Origin of the sequence: Methylococcus mesophilus, from assembly GCF_026247885.1 — a bacterium.
Lineage (GTDB): Bacteria > Pseudomonadota > Gammaproteobacteria > Methylococcales > Methylococcaceae > Methylococcus > Methylococcus mesophilus.
This window is the reverse complement of record NZ_CP110921.1, coordinates 785,150-808,174: the sequence shown is the minus strand read 5'-3', so window position 1 is coordinate 808,174 and position 23,025 is coordinate 785,150. Positions and strand designations below refer to the sequence as shown.

Here is a 23,025-nt window from a genome sequence, read left to right as displayed (position 1 = left end):
AATTCATAGGGCTATTGCCGCCGGTTTGGATAAGTGACCGGCGGGAGGATGATTTCCAGCAGTTCAGTGCTTCATCGCTGTTTTGGCGGTGGCGGCGTTGAACACCGAGAACAGATTGTTCACTTCCGCGTCGCGCGTGGCGACCGGGGCCAACCCATAGCGCGCTTCCAGAGTAGCCATGATCGAGGTGGTATCGTACTGCGTGTTGTCGACCGAGAAATGCTGAGACAGCAGCGGCGATAGCACCAGAGCGGGAATGCGGTTGCCCGGTCCCCACCGATCGTGTGGCCCGTTGTCGTTGCCTTGGCCCGGTGGCTGAACGTGGTCGTACTGGCCGCCGAATTCGTCATAGGTCACGATGACCATGGTGTCCTTCGCGCAGGCGCTGCTTTCGATGGCGTCGAGCAGCATGACCAGGTGGTCGCTTCCTAGGGGTTCGCTGCTATAGCCTGGGTGTTCGTTGCTCTCGCCCAGGGCTTTGACAAAGCTCACTCTCTTCAGCTTGCACTTTTTCTTGGAAGTCTGAGCCAAGTCGATGAACTCGATTTCGTCCCTCAAATGAGCCTTGCGGTTTTTCCGGCCGGCTTTGGTCTGGGCGCTGAAATTGGCAAAGTAGTTGAAGGCTTGGTGGTGAAATTGAAACCAAGTGTCCGCACAGTTCGGGAAAGCAGCGCCCTGGATTACATGAGGATCGGCACAATGGGGGCCGTGTCCGTTGGTCCAGCCGGGCGCGCCGATGTCGCCGTTGGCGTTTGACCATCCCCCCGAATACCAAGCCCAACTGACACCCGCCGCGCTCAGCCGGTCGCCGATTGTCGGCGCGGTTTGCAGCGGCAATTTCATATAGTCTGGAGTGCCCGGTTGGTAGGGTTGATTGCTCGGCATGGGCAGGTCGTTGACCGCGTAGTCGCCGCACACGACATTTGGAGGGGTGGGGCCTCGTCCGGCCGGGGGATCGCAAGAAACGGACAACGGATTGTCATAGAGTGCGTAGGTTGCGGGGGAGGTATAGAGCGGATAGCTGGTAGGCATGCCGTTGACGTCGACCACCGCGTGGAGATCCTTTTCACTGCCGTCATTCACCGCGTTGGGCCAGATCGGCGTATTGGCCGCGATCAGCCATTGCTGGTTCAGGAATGAGCCACCGAATGCAGCTTGAAAGAAATTATCGAGAACGGCGTACCTGGGATGGCCGTCCTGGTGCAGGTAACGGTAAATTGGAAGCTGTTTCGTATCGTAATAGCCCATGGTCAGACCGACGCCATCGCTGCCGGTCACGTATCGGTTCATCGCGCCGCCATTCAATTGATATTGGTGCTGATAGAAGCGATGCACCATGTCCTCGGTGCAGCCGCCGTTATAGCTGTCGCCCTGGGAGATGCCGCCGGTGCAGGTCGAGGCCGTAGCCGGAACGTAGGTGTCGATCGGGAATTCGGCGTTGGTGAACGCGCTTTCGATCTGGTTGACCGGATCGGTGCAGGTGACCGGGAGCGGCGTCGGCGAAGTCAGGTTCGGGTCGTTTTGTAACAGGCAGGCGTAACGCTCGCCGGCTTGGCTGACCTGCGGAACATAGTTGGCCGGCGTACGTCCGTTGACGCCTTCCCACCCGCCGTACAGATTGTCGAAGCTGTGGTTTTCCTGGTAGATGATGACGAAACGTTTGATTTTCCGGATTTCGCTGTCGGTATGGGCGTTGGCCGTAACGGGACCGAAGCCGGCCGCGACGAGGGCGGCGGCCAGGGACACCTTTTGTGCGACTCGCATGAACATCGGCTCCTGTGCGGGTTTTATGGCGGTTTCAGCCGCGAGCGGCGGCTTGCCGGTCGCTTTCGACACGGCAACGGACAGGCTAATCGCTGCACATTACGCGCTCGGGACAGTGCGGAGCTGTGACAGGGGGAGTTGTAATTGGCCGGTGCTTCCCCTATAACACCGGCGATGACGTTGAGGCTTGAGGGCCATATGAAAAAGATTTTTGGATTCGCACTGAGTACCGCGCTCGTCACGGCGCTGCTGTTTTCCAGCATGAGCGATGCGTTCGCCAAACGCCTGGGCGGGGGAAGTTCTTTCGGGAGCAGGCCGTCATACAGCGAACCCTATCGGCGCTCGACCGACGGAAATTCCTTCTCGCAAACGCAGCGGCCGGGTTACCAGCCCAGCCAGCCGGCCAGTGCCGCGAGCCAGCGCAACCAGGCGGCGCGCGAGGCCTATTCCCGCCGCGGCGGCCTGATGGGCATGCTCGGCGGTCTGGCGCTGGGCGGACTGCTGGGTGCCATGCTGTTCGGCGGCGCTTTCGAGCATCTGAATTTTCTGGACATCCTGCTATTTGCCGGTGTCGGCTATTTCCTCTACCGGCTGCTGGCCGCGCGCAGGAGCCAGCCCCAGCCCGCGGCAGGAGCCGGCTATTACCCGCATTCGGAACCTGCCGCGGGCGTGAAGCCTGCTTCGGGACGTCCTGCATTCGATACCGATCTGTTGTCTCGTCGCGGAGGAGCACAGCCGGAGCGGACCCAGCCGGCCGATTTCGACGCAGCCGGTTTTCTGAATGGCGCCAAAGCCGCTTACCGCCAGCTTCAGGCGGCTTGGGACGAGCGCGACCTGGGGACCCTGCGGGCCCTCGCGACCGACAAGGTGTTTGCCGAGTTGCAGGACCAGTTGCGGGCATCTGCCGAGCCTCACCGCACAGAACTGCTGCGGGTCGATGCGGAGATCCTGGAGGTCAGCGACCGCGGCGACGAGCGTGAAGTCGCCGTGCTGTTCGACGTCACACTGCGCGAATCGCCGGCCGAAGAAGCGGCAGTGGTTCACGAGGTATGGCATTTCGTAAGGTCGCGTTCGAGCCGCCAGCCGACCTGGTTCCTGGACGGCATTCAGCAGGTCGAGGCCTGAAAGCCGCCCCAGTCCGCCGCGGTAGGAGCGCGTGGGGGTGGTTCGCCCGGCTCCTTGCCGCCGCAGGCTTGCTCGCGCCTGTAATCTGGCTTGGCTACGGACATCTCGAGGGCGGAGGTCTGTCTCCGGCCCTGGGCTTCACCACTGTCAAGGGACAGAGGGTGAAACTGGGGGACTGGCGTGGCCGTCCCGTCCTGCTGGCGTTCTGGGCCAGCAATTGTCGCAGTTGCCTGGAAGAAATGCCGGAATTCGCCGCGCTGTTCCGGGATTACGAGGAGCGCGGCCTGCGGATGGCAGCGGTGGCGATGCCTTACGATCTGCCGAGCCGCGTATTGTCCCTCGCCGGGAAGGAAGGCTGGCCGTTTCCCGTTGCGCTCGATCCGTTGGGCGAACTGGCCGGTGCGCTCAGGGTCGAACTGGTGCCGAATTGCTATCTGTTGGACGGCGACGGAGCGGTCGTCGCAACGCGCCTCGGCAAACCCGATTTCCGCGAATTGCGGGAAGTGATAGACAAGCTGCTCCGGGAGGGATGAGCGCATGTGGCTGAAAGCTTTTCACCTGATCTTCATGGTGACGTGGTTCGCCGGTCTGTTCTATCTGCCGCGGCTGTTCGTCTACCACACCATGACCTCTGATGCGGTGGGCATCGCCCGATTCAAGATCATGGAAAGAAAACTGTTCTGGGGAATCATGACGCCGGCGATGCTCCTGACTCTCCTGTTCGGCATCTGGATGCTGGTCGACTACGCCGGGGCGCTGTACGGCGGCAGCGGGTGGCTGCACGTCAAGCTGACGCTCATCGCACTTCTCGTCGGCTACCATTTCCTCTGCTGGCAATGGCTGCGGGATTTCGCCGAAGACCGCAATACGCGCAGCCATTTGTTCTACCGCTGGGTCAATGAAGTCCCGGTATTGTTTCTTTTCGCCATCGTCCTGCTCGCAAGCTTGAAACCCTTCTGACGAGAAGCATCGAATGCCTACCTACGACTATGCCTGCCAGTCCTGCAGCCGGGATTTCACCGTGATGCAGAAAATCAGCGATCCGCCGCCCGCCTGTCCGCACTGCGGTTCCGAGGCGGTGACCAAGAAGCTGTCGGCACCTGCCGTACATGGCGGATCGAGCCATTCCTCGCCGCCGGCAGCCGGCCACGGCTGTGGCATGGGCGGCTGCGGCTGCAAGCACTGACTCCGTTCAGGTCCGTCCTCTAGCCGGTTCCGGGGCGGGACGGTGCCGGGGGGCTTCCTCTCCGGTACGCATGGCGTCGCAACAACAGCAGATTCACGACCTGTGGGACGGGCTCGCTGAATTCGGGCCGACTCGTGTCAATGAGGCGCTCGACTATGCCATGGCCTCATTGTGCGAGATTATCGGCGCGCAGCAGGAGTGCTGGTTCGGCGCGGTGCGGCTGGACTGTCGGGACGATCCGATCGGCGGCTGGCGGGCCTGCGCGATTCGCTATCTTCACCCTCGCCCCGAGCGGGATGCCGCCTATGCGGAGCATTGCCGCCGTCTCGACCGGGGTGACATCGACCCCAGCATCATCGCCAATCTGCGCCATGCCGGCCGCTTCCGCGTCAGCATCCAGCACGAGATCGTGCCGCCCGGCTGGTACGACAGCGAGTTCTATCGCAACCTGTTCAAGCCTTTCGGCATCCGCGACGTCTGCTATATCGCGACCCCGGTCAACAGCGATATGGAATCCTGGTTCGGCTTCGAGCGCATCGGTCCAGAGGCTTCTTTATTCGGGGACATCGAACGTACCGCGCTGGAGCGGGCCGGCCGGCCGCTGAAATGGTTCCACCGGCAGGTGGCTCTGCATCACGGTTTGCTGATCGCTTCCCAGCCCCTCACCCCCGCCGAGCGACGGCTGCTCAGTGCGTTGCTCAGCGGCACTTCCGAGGCCGAGATCGCCGAACGCCTCGGCCTCACGCCTGCCACAGTTCATACCTACGCCACCCGCCTCTACCGAAAATTCGGCGTTAAGGGGCGGACCGGCCTCGCGGCCTTGTGGCTGGGTCGCTGACGACGGGAACTGTCTCTGAACAGAGACTGTTCCCATGGCCAGAATGTGGTTAATATCCCGCGCCGCTTGGGTCTGGCGGCATCGGTTGGCAGAGCTTCAAACCTTAACAAAAGTGTAAAGATTCACGCGGCTGACCGCATAGGCGTTGTCATTTCAGGGCAGTAATGTTTCAAAGATAAAGGCGGCTTGGCAAGTAAAAACTGAGTTTGCTATGCGCACGTGAAAATAATATCTGTAGCACTCTGGGAGCGGCGAGATGAACGCAACAATCGATACCTATGTTCTGAAACATGCGGTTAAGAAGGGCCTTGGACTTATCTTATGGGGAGGCCTGTTAAGCAGTTCCTTGGCTTTTTCCAATCCAGATCTCAGCGCGGTAAACGATGTATTTGGCGGTAATCAATACCTTTTTCGCAATGACGACCTTGCGTACTTCGGCGTCGATTGCCCAGGCCAATGCCTTGCGGAATGGAAAATTTTTACGACTGCCAATTCGGCGATTGTAGGCGAGCCCTTCGCCCGTTGGGACGCTGATTCCGATAAAGAGATTAGGAGTCCATGGAAAGTATCTGACCGAGCTCCATCGGGATATATGTCCGCGCTGGCGGCCGGGCGGATGTTCAATCTGTCAAATGACGTTGTTGCGGGCATCGCCCCTCGAGCCCGGTCCAATGCCAGGCCAGAGGAGTTGGACTTGTTTTTGATGGATCCGATAAAAGGCCCGCAAACAGCGCTGATCGAGCGGGTGCCTTTGGAGAATGGGTGGAGTGAGGTCGATTTTGCGTGGATGGCCGATTTCAATTATGACGGCTTTGATGAGCTGGTCATGCATACGGCGTTTGGCGATACGTATCTCGCTACCGCAAAGGATGTCAACGACATGAAGACGGGCCTTAAATGGATCAAGCTTGGGCGACTGGACAGCAACAAGCATTCGTGGCCACACGCATTTGCCGTTTTTGAAACTCAGGGGCAAAACGGCCGGCGGTCCAGAGTGATCGCTATGATAGAACCGGCGGCGGAGAAGAAAGATATGCTCCGGATCACGTATCAAAATATTGCTCCAACAAGTTTGCAGTCCAAGATTGTAGTTACTGATTGGCTCAGTCTTGCAAGAAAGGAAGATCAGGTGACATCGCTCTCGGCGGCTGTTGGGCGATACGGCAGAACCGATGCAGATCAGCTTGCCGTTGCCTATGTGACGGGCAGTGGGGATGCGCGCGTGATCGCTTATGACATCAAATTGGACTCGTATAATGCGTTTATCCGGGGAGGCGAGAACTATTTGGGCAAGGAGGCCGGTATCAGTGTAATACTCAAAAGTGGTCGCCTGAATGGGCGAGCCGAGTACGATCAGGCGATGGCTTGGGTGGGAACATTGGGGCAGACGGTTGCGCGATATAGCTCGCTGCGGTTGCTCACGTTTGACGGAAATCTGAATATCAGAGAATCGGCTAATTTGGGGTTGGCGGCGCAGTGCTTTTCGGATTTCGCATTAGGGCGTTTCGACCGCAGGCGGCCGGCGCAACCCGAAGAGCAGGACCTGAATCTTCAGGTTGCTTTGGCTTGGAGGCCAAGGTGCGGTACGGATGTCGCAGGACTTCAGGTGGGTATCGTTTCCATCGATCCGAATCAACAATACAAGATGACGCTCAATTCGCAATATGATGAACCTCATGTCGTAGATAGCTACTCGGGCAAGCTGGTCGCGGGAGATTTCCAGGGCCGTTCGTTGCGTCTGGGGGTACCGACCAAGCTCACCAACAGCCAATCTGAAGTTCAGATCGCTTTGCAGAGTCCGCCTATGCATGTGGACTGGGTGACGCCAGCCAGCGGCGGCAATCCCACAGTTGTGAACCTTAGTGCGGCTCCCAGCGATTACTTCACAAAATTCCGGGCGGAGAGCAGCAAAACCGTATCGGCCGCCAGCAAAAGCAGCTTTGGTGTTACTTGGTCGATCTATGCCAAGGGGAGCCTGTATCTGGGAGGTGGAATAGATAAAGATAATACTATGGGCGCTACCTTGAAAACCTCGATGAAGGAGAAGCTCGATAACCTGGAGGACTGGAACACTGGCCGTCTGGACAAACAAAGCATCGATGTCACGTCACAGACAGGTTTCAGCGATTTGGTCTTGTACACGGAACGCCGCCGCAACGTGTACGTTTATCCTGTACTGGGCCGCAGCGCCTGCCCCGCCTCCAAGCCCGATTGCGGCGAAGGCGAGAAAGGACCTGTGTTCGTGCATTTCGTAGCCGATGATCGAGTCAACCGCCGGCTGCTGGCCAGTAATAACCTGGAATGGTTTCAGCCCGTCACGGAACCGGGCAATGTGTTTTCGTACCCCTACGACTATGAGCAGCTGCAGCAGCTTTACCCGGACATCGATCCGCTGACGGCCACCTCACCCGTTGCGTTTGCTACCGACGATATCGCGGTAGAGCAGAACTTCCGCTGGGACCGGGGTGAAAACCGGGATCATACCGTGAGCACGGGCAATAGTTTTTCGGGGGACTGGTCGGTCGGCATGAAGGGAAAGACCTATAAAACGGTAGTGCATGCCGAAGGCGAATTTGACGTTGGCTTTTCTTACGACGGGGCAAGCAAGTCGGCGAACACGGATTCCACAACACTGAGCCAGTCCGCCGGCATCGGCATCAAGAAGCCGGGTTTGTTCGCCGATCCGAACCTGTATCGCTACGACGTCCAACCCTATGTACTGGGTCGGAAGCGGGATCGGAACTGGCCCGATTTCGGTACCCCGAACGGTGAAATCCAGACCGCCGGCCCTTTGCAGGTCGCCTTCTCCGTGGATGTGGCACAAGGCGGGGCATGGTGGCAGCGTGAAGCGTATGCCTTGCCCGACGTGGCCTTGAACCATCCTTCCCGTTGGCGCATCGTCGACAAGGCCGATGGCAGTCTGGCTTGCTTGGGGAAATCCTGCGCGGTTTTCAACGATGCCAAACCGTCGGACGTGTGGCTGAGTCCGTTCCACTGGATGCGGGGCTTCTACGTGACCCCCGCCGCGAACAGCGATACTTCGTCCCAGATGTCGCAACTGACGGAGGGAGAAGCTGTCCGGCTTCATGCTCGGGTCTACAACTACAGTTTGGCCAATATGCCGGCGGGTAGCGAGGTCAAAGTGCGCTTTTACGGCCAACTCTGGAATATCGCCACCAACACGCCGTCCGGGCAGAGTTTTCTGATTGACGAGAAGGCTTATTCTCCCATTCCCGGGTTCGGCCGGTCGCCGAGCAACGAGTTCAATTGGATCATGGCGGAGACCCAATTCGACCCAAGTCCCTACGCGAACAAGGATATCGTCTTCTGGGTGCTGGTGTGGATGGAGGACGGCTTCGGGCAGAAGGTGGGCGAGGTGACGGACCACGGCTTGAGCGGAGCTGCCGCTCCGGGCGCACTCAGCTCCATCCAAGACGTACCGATTGAAAACCATAGCAACAACGTGGGGCTGTACAAGCATGCGTTCCATGTCTTCCAGATCCCGCCTCCGAAGGGGACGCCATCGCAACCCGGCGGTCAGAAACCTCGCGACAAGACGCGGGTACTCAAATTCCGAGTAACGCCTCGGCACAATGTGGTTGAGGGCGAGACGGTCACCGTCGAGTTGGTCTTGAAAAACCTCGATGTTCCCGTGCCACAAATGACAGCGGTGCAGTTCTACGACTACAACCCCGGCAACAAGGGGCCGGAAGAAGCGGATTCGCCTTTCGACATCGACCAAATTTCCCACCTGCCCGCTAACGAACGGATCAGCGTCGCAGTACCATACACCCCCAGCCGGTGCGGCAAGACGGTGCTATACGCGACGGTGCCGGATCGGAACATCAGGGCGAAGACCAGCTTCAACGTCCTTTGCAGATGAATGGGAGGTGCACCAGCCTGAGCGCGGCCGAGCTGGGCCGTCGAGCCCAAGACTCCCGGGCACCTCTGAATAGAGGATGTTCACTGCCCGCGCATGCGGTATATCTTCGGCAAATTTTTGGCCTTGGGGCGATAGAGCCGTAGGGGCCGTAAGTGCGGAAGTCGGGAACTAATCACGATCCATGGTGCCAAAAAAAGGTGTCAAGGGGCGTGCCTATAGAATAGGGCGCACTGTAGGGGGCAAGATACGAAAGGTAAAAAGAAGTGGAGTCGGTCAGTTTTACGACGCATTGTCTATTGAGGAGATGAGAACAATGAAGCAGCTAATAAGCTATCTGCGCTTGGCGGTCCCCGCCTTGTGCCTGCTGTCGCTGGCGGTTCCGCCGGCGGAAGCCAAGAAGGCGGACGACAAGTACAATCGCTATATCACGTTCCAGAACGATTTTCCATTTACGGTCTATCCTGTCATCCAGGTTCCCGCCGATATTTGCGATGGCGCGAAACCTGCAGTTAATCCAGTTAGGCGGATTATCATTAACTATGACGCGAAAACGGAAGGGCTGCCCATCGGCAAGAAAATCACCGTCTGGATTCCGCGCGAGCAAAAGCAAGTGAATGTCGACGGGAAGAAGGTCGACAAGAACTGCTGGTATCAGAGCGGGCGTGTCTATGTTTTCCCCGTGGCTCTAACAGCGTACGAGGCCAATATAGTCAATTTTGACCCATTACAGAAAACAGTAGTCACCAATTTTAACGACCCGACACACCCCTCAGAGGCTGTCGACTGTTATAAGGGCGATAGTAACGCTGATAGCGAAGCGGCGAAGGGCGCCTGCAAGACGGGCACGGCCGACGCCAGCTATTCTGTCGATGCGCCTGCACAGTTGGCTGAATTTACCTTCGACGCGGACAACGCCTCAGATCAAAATATGGATACCGGCGATCCGATGGCGGATATCGACGTGTCCATGGTCGACGAATTGTATATTCCCGTGGCCGGCTCCGTCGCCAATCATGGCGCTACGGGCTACATGGGCGGCTCCGCCGCGACCGTCACGACAAATGGCGTCAATGATCTGGGTCAATTCAAGAAGCGGATCGATGGTTTTCTTACCGAGCCGGACGGCCACGGTGGAAGGAAAAAGGTATGGCCCGTATTCGCGGCTTACACGAGCCAATATTTTAATTCTCCGAAGAAGGAAATAAATACCTTCAGCGATCTGTTGCCGAAGGAATTGGGTAAGAACGGTGGGAACACCATCATCCCGCATTTTCCCGGTGGCTATAACAGTGTAGATATGACGCTGACACGAGCTAATTCGACTATTTACTATACCGGGACTGACTATGTGCAGGATAAAGGTTATTTTATTACCGGGATGGAAGGATGCGATAAGCAAAGGCTGATTTTCTGCAATCCAAGTCAAGTTCAGCCCTATGTCGATCGTTGGATGTTCTGGGTAAAGCAGAAGGACAACCCGGGTTTTTGCGCGGACAAGACGAATTTGGAAAAGCTGCAGTGGCCCGATAATGTTTGCAAATTCGACAGCAAGAAGGCCGTTCAGGCGTGCACTTTCAGGCATCAGAATTTCTGCGATAAATTTCGAGAAAGCGTCAAAGTTGTTTGGGATCATTTCCTGAATGACCCTGTCGATGGATTCGACCCCAATAAGGCAAAAGTGTGGGCGAAATGTGGATATGACGGGGTACATAAACAAGTCCCTACGGACGAAAATAGCAAGAACGCCTGCATCATCCATCAGATTGTAGGTTACGATTCAAAAGTTCTCGGCGGCGACCTGCCAGGGCGGGTGCAAGCCATTCTGCGTGGAGTGGCCTTTGACCCAAATGATCCCTACGATCCCAATAATCCGAGCGTTCCCAAGGCGGACGTCCAGCAGTGGCAGTTTGATCCGTTCTTGACGTTTGCGGCGCCGTACGAGAGCCAGTTCAATCTGAACCCCTATACTCGCTTGGTACATAACGTAAAGGACGGGATAGGCTCGGTGTCCTATGCGTTCTCGATCGACGACAAATACGGCAATTTCCGTGACGCGGCGTCCGGCTTCACCATCGATGCCGGCGGCGTTACCGCACTGGAGAACAAGCGCCCTTACGACCCTTACCAGCAATACACAGTGACCTGGGGGTATAACAGGGATCAGTTCAGCCTGGCTTGGCTGGATACCGGTACCAGCATCGAGGGCATAAAGGCCAAGCTGGAGCAGATCGCCGAGAACCATGGCAAGCGTCCGTTCCTGCTCAGGGAGGGCGATAAGCTGGCCGTGCTGGGACACGACGCCAACGGTGGGTGGCAGCTGACCAATCCGCTGACCACGAAGTCCGATCTGGAAGCTCTGGCGGCCCAGGAAAAGGAGAACAGCAAGGGCAAGAACCACACCTATCAGGATTTGATCGACCGCGTTTTCCTCAAGAAGCCGGCGGACGTGTTCCCCCCTCAGGCCTTGAACGTCGATGCAGTCAACGAACAGGCTATCGGAATCTTGAACTTCGACGTGGACACGGGCTGGCCCGCCGGCGAAGCGCGACTGTACGATCAGATCGCCCTGAAGAAAGCAGATGTTCCGCAGGCTAATAACTGGGTCAGCCTGACGACTTGCGGCCATCAGGTCCCGATACGGGGTCCGGGGGCCCAGACGCTTCCCCTGGCGTACGACAACACAAAAGGCTATCTGCCGTGCGAAATCGTAGCGAAGGATAAATTTGGCGACGAACTGAAGTTGAGCATGGCGCCGGAAAAGAAGACCGGTATCATCGATATTTACACAGGGTCGAAGGTGACGGACTGGACCACGCTGTGGGGTTTCCCGACCGGAAAGCAGCCTAGCGGTAAGCCCCCGGTGACATCGGATCTGAATGCAAAAGACCTGCAGTATTGCAAGGAAAAATCCAGCCCTTATTTCGGTGTCTCCGGCTTTTGCAACAACGTGAACGTCTCGGCCGTTTGGGCCGGCGCCCCGTTGGCACGCGACGTGGTATACATGGGACTCGACTATGTGAATATGCCGCGGGTCAATGTCTCCGTCGCTCAGCCGCCGAAAGATGGACCCGACCCGGACGCACTTTTCTTTCCTGAGACGGCTAGGATCAGGGCAGAGGTCATCACCAATGGAGGGGAGAAAAAGCTACACGTGAGTTGGGACGACGCTGTCACGGGTGACGGAAAGAAGGCAACGGACATGGACTACCGCCTGTCCTTAAACCTTGCGTTCCAGGGAGTCTGTAACCAAGGAGGCGATCATAATCCGAGGAATTATTGCGACATCAAATTGTCGGATGTGCCTTCCGGTAAAGTACATATGGAGGTGGTTGTTATCAATATCCACTCGAATAAGGTTCCAAAGCCTCAGGCGGGTCCGCTGAAATATGATTACACCAACAGCCCTGCTCCGTGAGGATGCCGGACGAGTCGTGAGGATATAAAGGCTCGTCCCGGGCATCATGCCATAACGCTCAGACACAAAGGGATACGCTGTAATGATGTCGTGGTTTGATGGGAGTACGTTGCTCAGCATCAAGCCACGGCGCTTTCCGTGAGGTAGACGTAGCGCGCACAGCGGCGCGCGGAGATTGAGAATACGACACCAAAAATTATAATATTTGCAGAGAGAAGACTATGAAAACCAAATTGATGTTATGCACAAGTGTTTCCGTCTTGACCCTGGCTGTTTCTATGGAGGCAGCCGGCAAGGAGTACTGCTCGGTCAAGACCCTCAAAGGCACCTATAGCTATTCGACTCAGGGCTATTATGTTGGCAATCCGTATGCCGAAAGCGGTATGGAGTCCTATAATGGCGCTGGTAACGTCGTCAATACATATACCGATAGCTTGGGCCGTGCGAATGCAGGCGATACCGCGACCTATGTAATTGGCGAGGATTGTCATGGCACCGTTACCTATAACTCCGGCAGCGTCTATAACATCTATGTCAGCCCCAACGGCGATAGCATGACCTATATTCTGACCTCAGGGGATGGCGTCATTGCCGGCACCAGTCACCGCGTTTCGAACAAGCTCATTCTCAAGTAACAGATATCATCAGATATGATGTTCTTGGTTTCGCAGACTCATATGAGCAGAGGTGAATGAGCCTATTCCGACGCCGCTCGCCGGTGGCGGAAATGCCTTTCCATAGAAGGACCAAGAGGCCAGGAGTAATATTACTGGCTATTTCGTGGGGGGGTGCCAATATGCCCCCCTTTTCTTTTGGGGGCTCAATATTGTGGAGTGCAGCCCCATAATAGATCAAAGAGGAACGCCGCGATGGTCGCGCTCTCGAAGTCGATTTTGCTGGGTGTGTTGGCGGTCGTCCCTGCGATAGCTCAACCCGCGTACTATCAGACCAAAACGCCCTACAAGCCGAGACAGGAAATATCGAGCTACGAGACGCCGCCTCCCGGTTTCCGGCCCGTGTTCACCGAACTGGTCGCGCGTCACGGTTCGCGCGGTCTTTCAGGCATGAAGGCGGACTTGGCTGTCTACAACATGTGGAAACAGGCCTCAGATGAGGGTGCGCTGACGCCCTTGGGAAAAAGATTGGGGCCGGACGTTCTCAAGATCATGGAAGCCAACTTCCTGATGGGCTATGGTGTGCCGGGGATCAGCAATCCCGGCTATGGCAACGAGACGGCCGTGGGCATCATGGAGCACACTCGGCTCGCTGCACGGTTGCTCAAGCGCCTGCCGGGATATTGGCGAACGATCGGCAGTGCCGCGGCGACGGCCCCGCGCCAAATTGTCGTGGTGACTTCCGGTGTAGACCGGGCGGTGGATAGTGGCGCCTTTTTCGTGGAGTCTCTGATCTCCCGGCAACCCAATCTCGGTGGACTCATTACCTATCCGCCGGCACCCGGGCCATATCCGGCGGATGCCCCGGTGCCCCAGCCCGATGGCACCAACCGCTTCCTGCTCTATTTCCACAAGCTGGTGCCTAAAACCGACTTGGTGACCGACCCCGGCGACCCGCTGTATACCACCTATCGGCAAAGCCAAGCCTATCAACACTATAAGGAGCAAGACGCGGACCTGGCGGCTAAACAGGAGGCTATCTGGGGTGATCCGGATTCGGTTCGGGCCGGTCGTGCAGTCCTTAGCCGTCTGTTTACCCAGGACTTCGTCGACAAGATTGACGCAGGCGTTTACAGCTTTGCCAACACGGGTACCTGGACCTTTACCAGCAGCGATGGCAAGTTCACCAACACCCTGAAGGGCGACGGCAAGACCACCATCAAGAGCCTCGCGGACGCTGGTTCGCTGATTTACGAACTCTATGCGATCGCACCAGGAATGAAGAATGAAGCCGGGGTCGCTTTCAAGCGTTATATGCCGGTCAGGCAGGCAAAATATTTTTCCTATCTCAACGATGCGTCGGATTTCTATGACAAAGGTCCCGGTATGACCGAGAAGGGAGACGTCACTTACGGAATGGCCGAGATTCTGGAGAACGATTTCTTCGAGGAGATCGACGCTATAGCAAGGGGGGATTTCTCCCATGCAGCGAAGCTTCGTTTTGCGCATGCAGAGATCGTTATCCCATTTGCCTCCAAGCTGGGTTTGAAGCGGGTGCGGGAACAGCTTCCCCAGGCGGATATGTACACCTACGACAACAGTTCATGGCGGGGCGAATATGTTTCCCCTATGGCGGCGAACATTCAATGGGATGTCTACGGTAACGGCAAGGGAAAGCTGCTTGTAAAGATGTTGTATAACGAGAAAGAAACCGATTTCAAACCCGGCTGTAAGGACGCGAGGGTTTCTCCGGCCAGCCATTATTATGACTACAAGAAGCTAAAAGCCTGCTACGGTAAGGAGTTTTAGCCGGTTAATTTTTTCTGGCGTCCGACCGACCGGGCGATATCCCTCTGACTAAGGCAGATTGAACTCTTGTCGAAGAGCTGGCGGACGTGCGCTCGGATAACCTCCGACGTGGCGAAACCAGATTCGAACAACGCAGCGCCTACCCTGGCTGCGGAATTAGGATCGCTGCGCCACTCGGTGTTCTGCCATAGGCTTGGCTGTTTAGCGATCGAGAAACCATGAACACCGAAGTCCAGGAAAAAATACACCGCATTTGGGACGAACTGTCGGACTTCGAAGCCGGGCAATCCGACCAGGCGGCCACCCATCTGATGGAATCCCTTTGCAATCTGGCAGATGCCTGGAATGCAACTTGGGGTGGGGCGACTCGCATGGACGGGGATTTTCAAGAGGATCCGCTGCGGGGCTGGCGCGTATCTGCGATGAAGCTGCTTCAACCCGTTGCCCCTCATCCGAACGAAGGGCCTTTCAAGGAAATCCTGAAGCTCTGGGACCGGCGGGACATCGATCCGTCCTTCCTCCTCCCTATGCGCGGTGTGGGGACGTTCAGGACGTACTCATTCCGGAGGGAACTGCCGCCGGAATGGTTCGAGTCGCCGTTTTACAAGGCCTATTACGGCTCCGCCGGCACCTGCGACTCGGTCTTCATAGGATTTCCCCTCAACCAGGATGCCGAATCCCATTTTGGATTTTATTCCCGCAAAGTGTTCAGTGACGAAGAAATCGCTCTGCTGACCTACGCGGTGCGGGGCATCAAGTGGTTTCACCGTCACCTCATGTTGAGTCACGGCCTATTGATGGCTTCCACCCCTCTGACGCCGACCGAGCGCAGAGTACTTCACCTGCTGTTGACCGAAGCTTCGGAAAAGCACATAGCGGACCAAGTCGGCCTCGCCGTTTCCACCACTCACCAGCATGTCATCGCCATCTTCCGAAAATTCGGCGTCCGCAGCCGGGCGGGGCTCATGAGTCTGTGGCTGAATCGCGGCGGTTGAACGATTCCGCCTCCTGACCCCCTTTAAACAAGGAAAGGCGTCTGGCACGCTGTGACCGATATCTCCGATTCGGCGGAAGGGACAAAGAGTAATACCCCTACTGATTAGGGGATGTGGCATATCGAAATCATTAAGTAAACTTCCAATGTTTACGTTAACGCTATCTCCCGTAGCTTCTGTGTATGCGTCGTCGTGCGTGATGCGGCGCGTCATGTTGACAGAAGTCGGGTGCCGAACAAAATACTGTCGGAAGCCGGGAACAAAAAGAAAGCAACCAACCTCTAATTTTGGCATGGGTAGTAACGATGTCCGGATTTTACGTTCCGTGCCTCGTTTAACTTGTTGATTCGAAAGCGAGGAATAATACAGCGAGTTTCACGCGGCAAGCTTATTGTTTATCTTGCATTCTATAACAGCTTAGATTTTTCGATATTGGGAGAGTGAATATGGGGATCTGCTCATTACGTGGTTTGGCCACGATCATTTCAGGTTTTGTGTTATTGGCCAGCGTTTCCGTGCCAGTGATCGGCATCGCCGGTTCGGCGGCGTCCGGAGTGGTGCCGGCCGGTCTCGGAGCAGCAGTCAGGGAGGCGCAGCACGACATTCAATTCGAGGGTGGACAGTACGCGGCGGTGAACCAGCAGAACCAACTGGCGCTGGCGTTCGATGGTCAGAGTATCGATCTGGTGCCGAGCGGGGGACAACCCGGTTGGCGCTTGGGATTGTGGCTTGAGGGCTACGGCATAGCCGGGCGGATCGAACCCGTAGGTAGGGCAGACGTGGCGGCGAACGGCCGGCGGCTGGAATACCGACGCGGGGCGGTAACCGAATGGTATGAGAACCGGGATGTGGGCGTTGAACAGGGCTTCACCCTGGCGCGGCCACCCCGGAGTGGCGAGGCCGCGATCGAACTGCGGCTGGGCACCCGCGGCGGACTCCAGGCCGTCCTCGGGAAGGACGGCAAGAGCGCCGAATTCCGGGATGCCAGCGGCAGGAGCGTGCTGGATTATCGGGATCTGAGCGTTGTGGACGCGCACGGAAAAGCGTTGCCGGCCTATCTGAAGGCGGATGGAAGCCAGCTCACCATTGCAGTGGATACCCGTGACGCCGCTTGGCCGATCGTAGTAGATCCGTTGATCGTGAGGCTGGAGACCACCCTTACCGCACCGGATTCCGTGCAAAAACGGAATTTTGGACAAAGTGTGGCGGTTTCCGGCGACACGGCGGTGGTCGGCGCTCCTTTCGATACTATTCTCGGAAAGAAGCAAGCCGGTTCAGCCTATGTCTTCATACGCAAAGGGGCGGTGTGGTCACTGCAGGGCAAGCTGACCTCGGGAGACGACACGGAAACCTTTTTTGGCGGGGCGGTTGCAATCGACGGTGACACCCTGGTCGTAGGAGCCCCGGGAAACTACCCGGGGAGCATGCCAGAAAACAAGCCATTCGGGGCAGCCTACGTTTTCAAACGTATCGGCACCCGATGGTTGCAGAAGGGCAAACTCATTGCTTGGAACCGCGTGCGCGACAGCGGTTTCGGCCGCTCTGTGAGTATCAGTGGAGATACCGTAGCGACGGTGGCATGGGGTAGAAGAGGGAATGCCACCTATGTTTTCGTCAAGCATGAGGGACAAGACTGGACGGATCAGTCCGAAACGGCCAAGTTCAGCGGCGGAAGGGCTGTCGCGCTTTCCGGAGATACTTTAGCCGTGGGGATTCCGGATGAAGGTGCTATCCGGGTGTATGTGAAGCCGGAAGGGGGCTGGACGGACGATGTTGTGCCGGCTGTGCTCAGGGCCGCGGATCTATCGGATGGTATTTTCGGATACTTTGGCATCGACATTGGGATTTCCGCGAACACCATAGTCACCGGGGCGACTTTTGAGGGCGACAGGCACGAAGGCGCAGTGTACGTCTTTGAGAAACCGGCTGGCGGCTGGGTGGATGCGACTCAAACTGCAAAACTGACTATGTCGGACAGGAAGGATTCGGGGCAACTCGGCCAGGCAGTGGCGATTTCCGGCGACACGGTCGTTGCCACGACCTCTGCATCGATCAATGAGGCATGGGGTGCGGCTTATTTTTACACTAAACCTTCCGGCGGTTGGGTAGACAGCACCGAGACGATTAAGGAACTGAACAAAGGAAATTGCTTCTTCGGGATGTCGGCTGCAATCGCCGGCGATTCCGCGGTAGTTTCGTGCAGCGAACGCGCATATGTATATAGATTGCACACTTCGCCGGCCCAAGTTCCACCGGTCCCCCCAGGCGCGCAGCGCAAAAAATTGAGTGTGATCGTTAAAGGCCAGGGCACGGTGACAAGTGATCCGAGGGGAATCGACAACTGTGACAGTGTGTGCAGCTTCGATTTTTCCTATGGCACCGGGGTCAATTTGACGGCGGAACCCGAAGACGGATACATGTTCTCTCATTGGATCAACGGCGGCGGGCTCGACTGTTATGGCCATGGGACATGCTGGTTGTTGCTGGACAGAGACCGGACCGTTACCGCTAAGTTCATCAAGATTCCCAAGATCATGTGGAAACACTAGTTTGCCTGGGAGAAGGAGATGGATGAAAGCGGCTTTTCAGGGGTTTAAGGACTTCGGTAACTAGCGCGAGCGACCAGACTCATTTCGGCCAACTGACAGTGTTGCTCAAGAAGGCACAGGAAACTAGGAACAGCGCTTTGGCTTTTGCAGCAGCATCGGTTTTGGGACCTACGAGCCGGAGGATAAGCCGCCGCCGGCGGCTATGAAGGAACCGGGGTTGGCGATTGCCGACCCGAATTTCAAAAATGTCAAAGTGCAACTGGGATATGCGCTGGAACCGCTCACCGGAACGACGATGAACCTGGATATTCTCTGGTAGAAATATCGATACGTGTGGTCGAGGGAGTGGAGACGTTGGGTTTCTTCATCCCCTCGCCGCAACCAGGTCGCCAGTTTGCTCTTCGCTTTGTTCGAGGAAAATTATTATGAATAAAATGTGGCGTAATATACACTTTGCTTTCGTTTGGATTCTGGCTATCGGGACAGTGTCGACCAGCCGCATAGCTTTAGGTTACGATATTATCGAAGTTCCTAAGCATTATCCAACCATTCAAGATGCGGTGGATCATGTTAAAGCGGGCGGATGGATTCTTGTTCGCCCTGGAACGTATAATGAAATCGTAAGAGTTCGAACCTTAAACGTACTGATTTATGGTCACCCGGGTGAGCATCCAGTTGTGGAAGGAGGGTTTGTCGTAGAATCAGATGGTGTGAAAATTCACGAGATTGATATAAAGGTTACTGAGGAAGCGGTAGTAGGTATTGCTCTCACGGGTACCGATTATCTGCCGCAGGAAGAAATCGAATTAACAAACAACATTATATATCCGAGTGACACTGGCGCGGTTCGTGGTATTGGGTTGGCTGTCTGTATCAGATGTAAAATCTCCGGTAACTATATAGATGGTTTTGAATTGGAGGGCCTTGCGGTACACGGCAATTCTAAAGGAACGGTAATAAGGGGGAACACTGTGGTGCATAACTTAATGTATGGTATCAATCTTTCTCCTACTTCGCAATTTGCTCAAGTGATTGACAATATTACCGAATTCAACAAAACTTGCGATATTATAGATTCCGGATTATCTAATAAGATAAAGCGCAACGACGCAGCGAAATTGTGTCGTTAATGATGTTTGAAATTAATGGATTGTGGTTATGGCTTGCGCTTTGATGAGATGCATAGCAAATTTTAATATTATCGCTCAAATCGTGCCCTGGTGCAGAGCAAATCGATCCGCCCACGGCTGCTGTACGAATGCTCTAAAGCGGTTTTGTCACGCCATCGGCCGACGTGTACAACATTTAGGTGGGTGCTTCTGGACATTTTGGCAAGAGCGTGTTCTACAGTGGCGCCAGAGCGCAATGTCGACTCAAACACGCGCTTTAACGTGATTTGCGAGCGACATATTAATGATGGCCCAATTTAGGACGAATCTACGGGGCATCTGAGGCTGTGACAAGTAATCAAGTCAAAGATCAGAAGATGTTCAACGTCGTTTGATGATTAACTGGAGTTAATAACATGACAAAATCAATTTGTAGATTCGTGTTGAGCCCTGTGCTTCTGCTTCCGGTGCTGATCGGGTCGAACGCCGGAGCCGCCACGATTACCGTGAACACGCTCCGCGATACGCTCCAGAGCGATCTTCGCTGCAGTTTGCGAGAAGCGATTGCTAATGCCAAGGGTGACGAGAGAACTTTTCCGGAATGTGCAAAGGGGGCTGGGTCCGATACCATCAGGTTTCTCTTAGACGGCACGATCGTCCTGAACGAAGGACTCGGTGCATTGGAAATCTTTGATTCCAAGGGGCTTACCATCGACGGAAGAGGGCGAAAAATCACTATAAGCGGTAACGATAAAATTGGCGTTATTTCTGTGAGTGGCGACACTAAGCTTGCTCTCGAGTACTTGACGGTCGTTCATGCTAAGAGCGAGGACGGCGCCATCCGAAACGGAGGCATGCTCACAGTAAGATATTGTACTCTCTCGCAAAACACTAATGAAGATTTATTCGGTGGCGCTATTTCAAACTCGAGTGGTTATGCCATGATCATCGGCAGTACGTTATCTGGAAATCACGCGAAGTCCGGTGGTGGCGTCTATTCCAGCGGCGGCGAGATCGCCTTGATCAACAGCACATTCTCAGATAATACGGCAGAAGATGGTTTCGGTGGGGCTATATTCAGCTGGAATGGCAAAGTTGATATTTTCAATAGTACGATTTACGGCAACAGCGCGGAGGCCGGAGGTGGGCTTTATAACTATACATCGAGTCATGCGAGGATATTCAACTCGATCTTAGCCAATGACGCGGGTGGAGATTGCTACAATGCGGACGGCAGTGTCGTATATCTTGGCGGCGTCAATCTTATCGAAGATGGTTCCTGCGAAGCGGCCAGCCCGAACTTGACTGGCGACCCCAAGCTGCGTCCGCTCGCCAACAACGGCGGGCCAACGCAGACTTTCGCCTTGTTGGAGGGAAGCCCGGCTATAGATGCAGGCGATGACGAGGTTTGCGCGAAGGAATATGGGGCCAACAATCTGGATCAGCGCGGAATACCGCGGCCGCAGGGTACCCACTGCGATATCGGGGCTGTCGAAGCGGTACAGTCTTCCGAGGGCCTGGCTTCTTCGATCGTTGGTTTCTTCGATAAGAGCGTGGCTGACGGCTCGCTAAAGGGTATCGGCTCTGCGATTGTTGCGGAGTTCGCCCTCAAGGAGTTTCGCCGGGAATTGGTTTCGGATGAGGCCTACATCCGGGCTAATGCGAAAGCTCGCGCCTGTTCGGGGCTCGACAAGACCTTTCGGGAAATCCATTTCGGCGGTCCTATGGATTTCACGATCCTTCAACTCGTGACGGGGAAGAATGCCGGGGTTCTTGCTGCGCAGATTCAGGTATTGATTGAGAAGTTCGGTTGCCCTAAGCGCTGATCTTATAAGTCGCCGGCGTTCGGTGTAGAACATCCTGCGACTTGCTCGAGAGGGGACTCCCGGTGTTGGTTGTCAGGAAGCACACCGGCTATGAACTTCCGCGACCTTCCCCGAGCGGATGCTCGTCCAGTTTCGCCTGGGATGCCGGTTCAACGAGAGAGTTTGGTCTGCCGTAAACATTCGTTGACAAGGGACCCGCACAGATTGGGTGCCATTGACGGTTGGAGGAGGTTGCATATTGTGTTGCCCCATATGACGGCGATCTCTGACGGCAGGACGGCAAGCCGACGAGAGGTTCACCGATCTCGTATGTTGGACACTCATAAGGAAAGGTGCAATGTTAACCTCAAGAACTATATGGATTATTGTCGTGCTGTGGGGGCGGTTGCTATATTTCGCGCCGGTGGCAGACGCGAGTTCTGCAGAGAGCTTTGTTTACACGAATAACGATGGCTGCCTAGGTAATACCGTTTCTGGGTTTTCCGTGGGAGTCGCAGGCGAAATGACGCCCATTCTCGGCTCACCGTTCCCGACGGCTGGGCAAGGCACATGCGGGGGATTTTATTCGGCAAACCGTATCGTGGGCACCGCCGTACGGAATTTGCTATTTGTCTCGAACGGCGCTAGCCAAGATGTCACGGTTTTTTCCGTCGACGCTGCCACCGGGGTGCTGGTACCCATTCCGGGTTCGCCGTTTCCCGCTCCGGGAGGGAGGGCTATCTCCGTAGCAATTACCCCGGATGCTAAGTTTCTCATTGCGGCAGCCGGGTCTTCTGTCCACGTTTACGCAATCGCCGACAGCGGGCAGTTAACGCCTGTCGACGGCTCGCCTTTTCTCGCTCCAAGCGTTGTCTATTCCATAAAGATCTCCCCCAACGGCAAGTTCCTCGCGGCGGGACTCCCGGACGTCGGGATTGCGGGAGCGGTGGGTATGTGGAGCATCGGGGCCGAAGGCACCCTTGCTCAGGTTACTGGCTCGCCGTTTCTTGGCGCGTCGAGTCTAGACGAAGGCGCGCTCACGGGGCTGGACATCAACTGCGCAGGCACGCGCCTTTTCGCTGGCGTGGCAAATGCCGACGGAACCGGAGTAAACGTTTTCGCACTTGCGTCTGATGGCGTTCTGACGCCGATTTCGTCGTCCCCCTTCGAGTTTCCAGAGCTCGGGGAGAATTCGAGTGTCGTGGCGCTAAGCCCGGATGACAAGACTTTGTTTGTCAGTAACCAGGACAGTAATACGATCGCTGTTTTTGGCGTCGACGCCGCCGGCGACCTTGCCTTGGTGCCGGGCTCGCCGTTTCCATCTGGCGGGAGCTATAAACCGGGCGGGATGGCGCTGGACCAGGCAGGAAAATTTCTGTTCGTCGCAGATAGTTCCAAAGAGCTTGATGTGTTCGGTATCGCCGGCGATGGTGCCTTGACCTCAGTTGCGGGCTCTCCGTTTCCGGTGGACACAGAAACGTGGGGTCTGAATTCGCTGGTGGCTTTCCCTGGAAAAGCCTGCTGGGTACCTTTTGGGTCCTTCGAAGTTCAGCAGCTTGCAATATATCGCCATGCATTCACAATGACATCGACGTTTACTTTAGCCAGGGAGAGCCATGGTTTCGACCCTCTCGTAGAATCGGTAACGCTATTGATTGGCCGATACACGATAACGATACCCGCCGGTTTCTTCCGCAGAAAACCACTCGGGGAGTTCGTGTATCGGGGAAAAATCGGCGATGTACAGATGGATGTAAGCATTACGAGGTTGAGTGAGCGCAGATATTGGTTCCGGGCCAATGGTTGGGGACGCGGGGTGGACCTTGCCGGTACGAAAAACCCGGTGACCGTGCAATTATTCCCAGGAACCAATCAAGGAACAGTTGAGGTCAACGCCCATATCTACCCATGGTAATCGTTGATTAAAGAAATA

The 23,025-nt window shown here is 56.0% G+C and carries 15 protein-coding genes; 14 read left to right on the top strand and 1 reads right to left on the bottom strand.

Annotated features, from left to right (window positions below):
• Window positions 1–63: 63 nt before the first annotated feature.
• A complete protein-coding gene (locus OOT43_RS03705) occupies window positions 64–1,764 on the bottom strand; it encodes a phospholipase C (RefSeq protein ID WP_266023361.1) in 1,701 nt (566 codons plus the stop codon).
• Between the two features lie 198 nt (window positions 1,765–1,962).
• Here OOT43_RS03705 and OOT43_RS03700 point away from each other — a divergent pair, with 198 nt between their 5' ends.
• From OOT43_RS03700 to OOT43_RS03635, 14 genes are all read left to right on the top strand, one after another.
• Window positions 1,963–2,889, top strand: a complete 927-nt coding sequence (locus OOT43_RS03700; RefSeq protein ID WP_266023360.1) for a Tim44 domain-containing protein — start codon at window positions 1,963–1,965, stop codon at window positions 2,887–2,889.
• A gap of 68 nt (window positions 2,890–2,957) precedes the next feature.
• Window positions 2,958–3,422: a TlpA disulfide reductase family protein gene (locus tag OOT43_RS03695; protein WP_266023359.1), complete on the top strand. Its 465-nt coding sequence runs from the start codon at window positions 2,958–2,960 to the stop codon at window positions 3,420–3,422.
• 4 nt (window positions 3,423–3,426) lie between these two features.
• Window positions 3,427–3,849, top strand: coding sequence for a protoporphyrinogen oxidase HemJ (gene hemJ, locus OOT43_RS03690; RefSeq protein WP_266023357.1), 423 nt, complete (start codon window positions 3,427–3,429; stop codon window positions 3,847–3,849).
• Window positions 3,850–3,862: 13 nt separating this feature from the next.
• Complete coding sequence (locus OOT43_RS03685; RefSeq protein WP_266023356.1) at window positions 3,863–4,075, top strand: FmdB family zinc ribbon protein; 213 nt, start codon at window positions 3,863–3,865, stop codon at window positions 4,073–4,075.
• 70 nt (window positions 4,076–4,145) lie between these two features.
• Complete coding sequence (locus tag OOT43_RS03680) at window positions 4,146–4,913, top strand: helix-turn-helix domain-containing protein (RefSeq protein ID WP_266023355.1); 768 nt, start codon at window positions 4,146–4,148, stop codon at window positions 4,911–4,913.
• Between the two features lie 256 nt (window positions 4,914–5,169).
• Window positions 5,170–8,796, top strand: coding sequence for a hypothetical protein (locus OOT43_RS03675; protein ID WP_266023354.1), 3,627 nt, complete (start codon window positions 5,170–5,172; stop codon window positions 8,794–8,796).
• 313 nt (window positions 8,797–9,109) lie between these two features.
• A complete protein-coding gene (locus OOT43_RS03670; protein WP_266023353.1) occupies window positions 9,110–12,211 on the top strand; it encodes a hypothetical protein in 3,102 nt (1,033 codons plus the stop codon).
• Window positions 12,212–12,432: 221 nt separating this feature from the next.
• The gene (locus OOT43_RS03665; RefSeq protein ID WP_266023352.1) at window positions 12,433–12,846 is read left to right on the top strand and encodes a hypothetical protein; all 414 of its coding nucleotides are present in this window, start codon (window positions 12,433–12,435) and stop codon (window positions 12,844–12,846) included.
• Window positions 12,847–13,080: 234 nt separating this feature from the next.
• Window positions 13,081–14,634: a histidine phosphatase family protein gene (locus OOT43_RS03660; RefSeq protein WP_266023351.1), complete on the top strand. Its 1,554-nt coding sequence runs from the start codon at window positions 13,081–13,083 to the stop codon at window positions 14,632–14,634.
• 218 nt (window positions 14,635–14,852) lie between these two features.
• Window positions 14,853–15,629, top strand: a complete 777-nt coding sequence (locus OOT43_RS03655; RefSeq protein WP_266023350.1) for a response regulator transcription factor — start codon at window positions 14,853–14,855, stop codon at window positions 15,627–15,629.
• 446 nt (window positions 15,630–16,075) lie between these two features.
• On the top strand, window positions 16,076–18,178 hold the full coding sequence (locus OOT43_RS03650) for an InlB B-repeat-containing protein (protein ID WP_266023349.1): 2,103 nt from the start codon (window positions 16,076–16,078) through the stop codon (window positions 18,176–18,178).
• A 425-nt stretch (window positions 18,179–18,603) separates the two neighbouring features.
• Window positions 18,604–19,308, top strand: a complete 705-nt coding sequence (locus OOT43_RS03645) for a right-handed parallel beta-helix repeat-containing protein (protein WP_266023348.1) — start codon at window positions 18,604–18,606, stop codon at window positions 19,306–19,308.
• A gap of 395 nt (window positions 19,309–19,703) precedes the next feature.
• Window positions 19,704–21,113: a choice-of-anchor Q domain-containing protein gene (locus tag OOT43_RS03640; protein ID WP_266023347.1), complete on the top strand. Its 1,410-nt coding sequence runs from the start codon at window positions 19,704–19,706 to the stop codon at window positions 21,111–21,113.
• Between the two features lie 337 nt (window positions 21,114–21,450).
• Window positions 21,451–23,007: a lactonase family protein gene (locus tag OOT43_RS03635; RefSeq protein ID WP_266023346.1), complete on the top strand. Its 1,557-nt coding sequence runs from the start codon at window positions 21,451–21,453 to the stop codon at window positions 23,005–23,007.
• Window positions 23,008–23,025: the final 18 nt, after the last annotated feature.

Coding starts and splice junctions, on each gene's coding strand:
- OOT43_RS03705 (WP_266023361.1), bottom strand. CDS start 1,764: ATGCGAGTCGCACAAAAGGTGTCCCTGGCCGCCGCCCTCGTCGCGGCC.
- OOT43_RS03700 (WP_266023360.1), top strand. CDS start 1,963: ATGAAAAAGATTTTTGGATTCGCACTGAGTACCGCGCTCGTCACGGCG.
- hemJ (WP_266023357.1), top strand. CDS start 3,427: ATGTGGCTGAAAGCTTTTCACCTGATCTTCATGGTGACGTGGTTCGCC.
- OOT43_RS03685 (WP_266023356.1), top strand. CDS start 3,863: ATGCCTACCTACGACTATGCCTGCCAGTCCTGCAGCCGGGATTTCACC.
- OOT43_RS03680 (WP_266023355.1), top strand. CDS start 4,146: ATGGCGTCGCAACAACAGCAGATTCACGACCTGTGGGACGGGCTCGCT.
- OOT43_RS03675 (WP_266023354.1), top strand. CDS start 5,170: ATGAACGCAACAATCGATACCTATGTTCTGAAACATGCGGTTAAGAAG.
- OOT43_RS03670 (WP_266023353.1), top strand. CDS start 9,110: ATGAAGCAGCTAATAAGCTATCTGCGCTTGGCGGTCCCCGCCTTGTGC.
- OOT43_RS03665 (WP_266023352.1), top strand. CDS start 12,433: ATGAAAACCAAATTGATGTTATGCACAAGTGTTTCCGTCTTGACCCTG.
- OOT43_RS03660 (WP_266023351.1), top strand. CDS start 13,081: ATGGTCGCGCTCTCGAAGTCGATTTTGCTGGGTGTGTTGGCGGTCGTC.
- OOT43_RS03655 (WP_266023350.1), top strand. CDS start 14,853: ATGAACACCGAAGTCCAGGAAAAAATACACCGCATTTGGGACGAACTG.
- OOT43_RS03650 (WP_266023349.1), top strand. CDS start 16,076: ATGGGGATCTGCTCATTACGTGGTTTGGCCACGATCATTTCAGGTTTT.
- OOT43_RS03645 (WP_266023348.1), top strand. CDS start 18,604: ATGAATAAAATGTGGCGTAATATACACTTTGCTTTCGTTTGGATTCTG.
- OOT43_RS03640 (WP_266023347.1), top strand. CDS start 19,704: ATGACAAAATCAATTTGTAGATTCGTGTTGAGCCCTGTGCTTCTGCTT.
- OOT43_RS03635 (WP_266023346.1), top strand. CDS start 21,451: ATGTTAACCTCAAGAACTATATGGATTATTGTCGTGCTGTGGGGGCGG.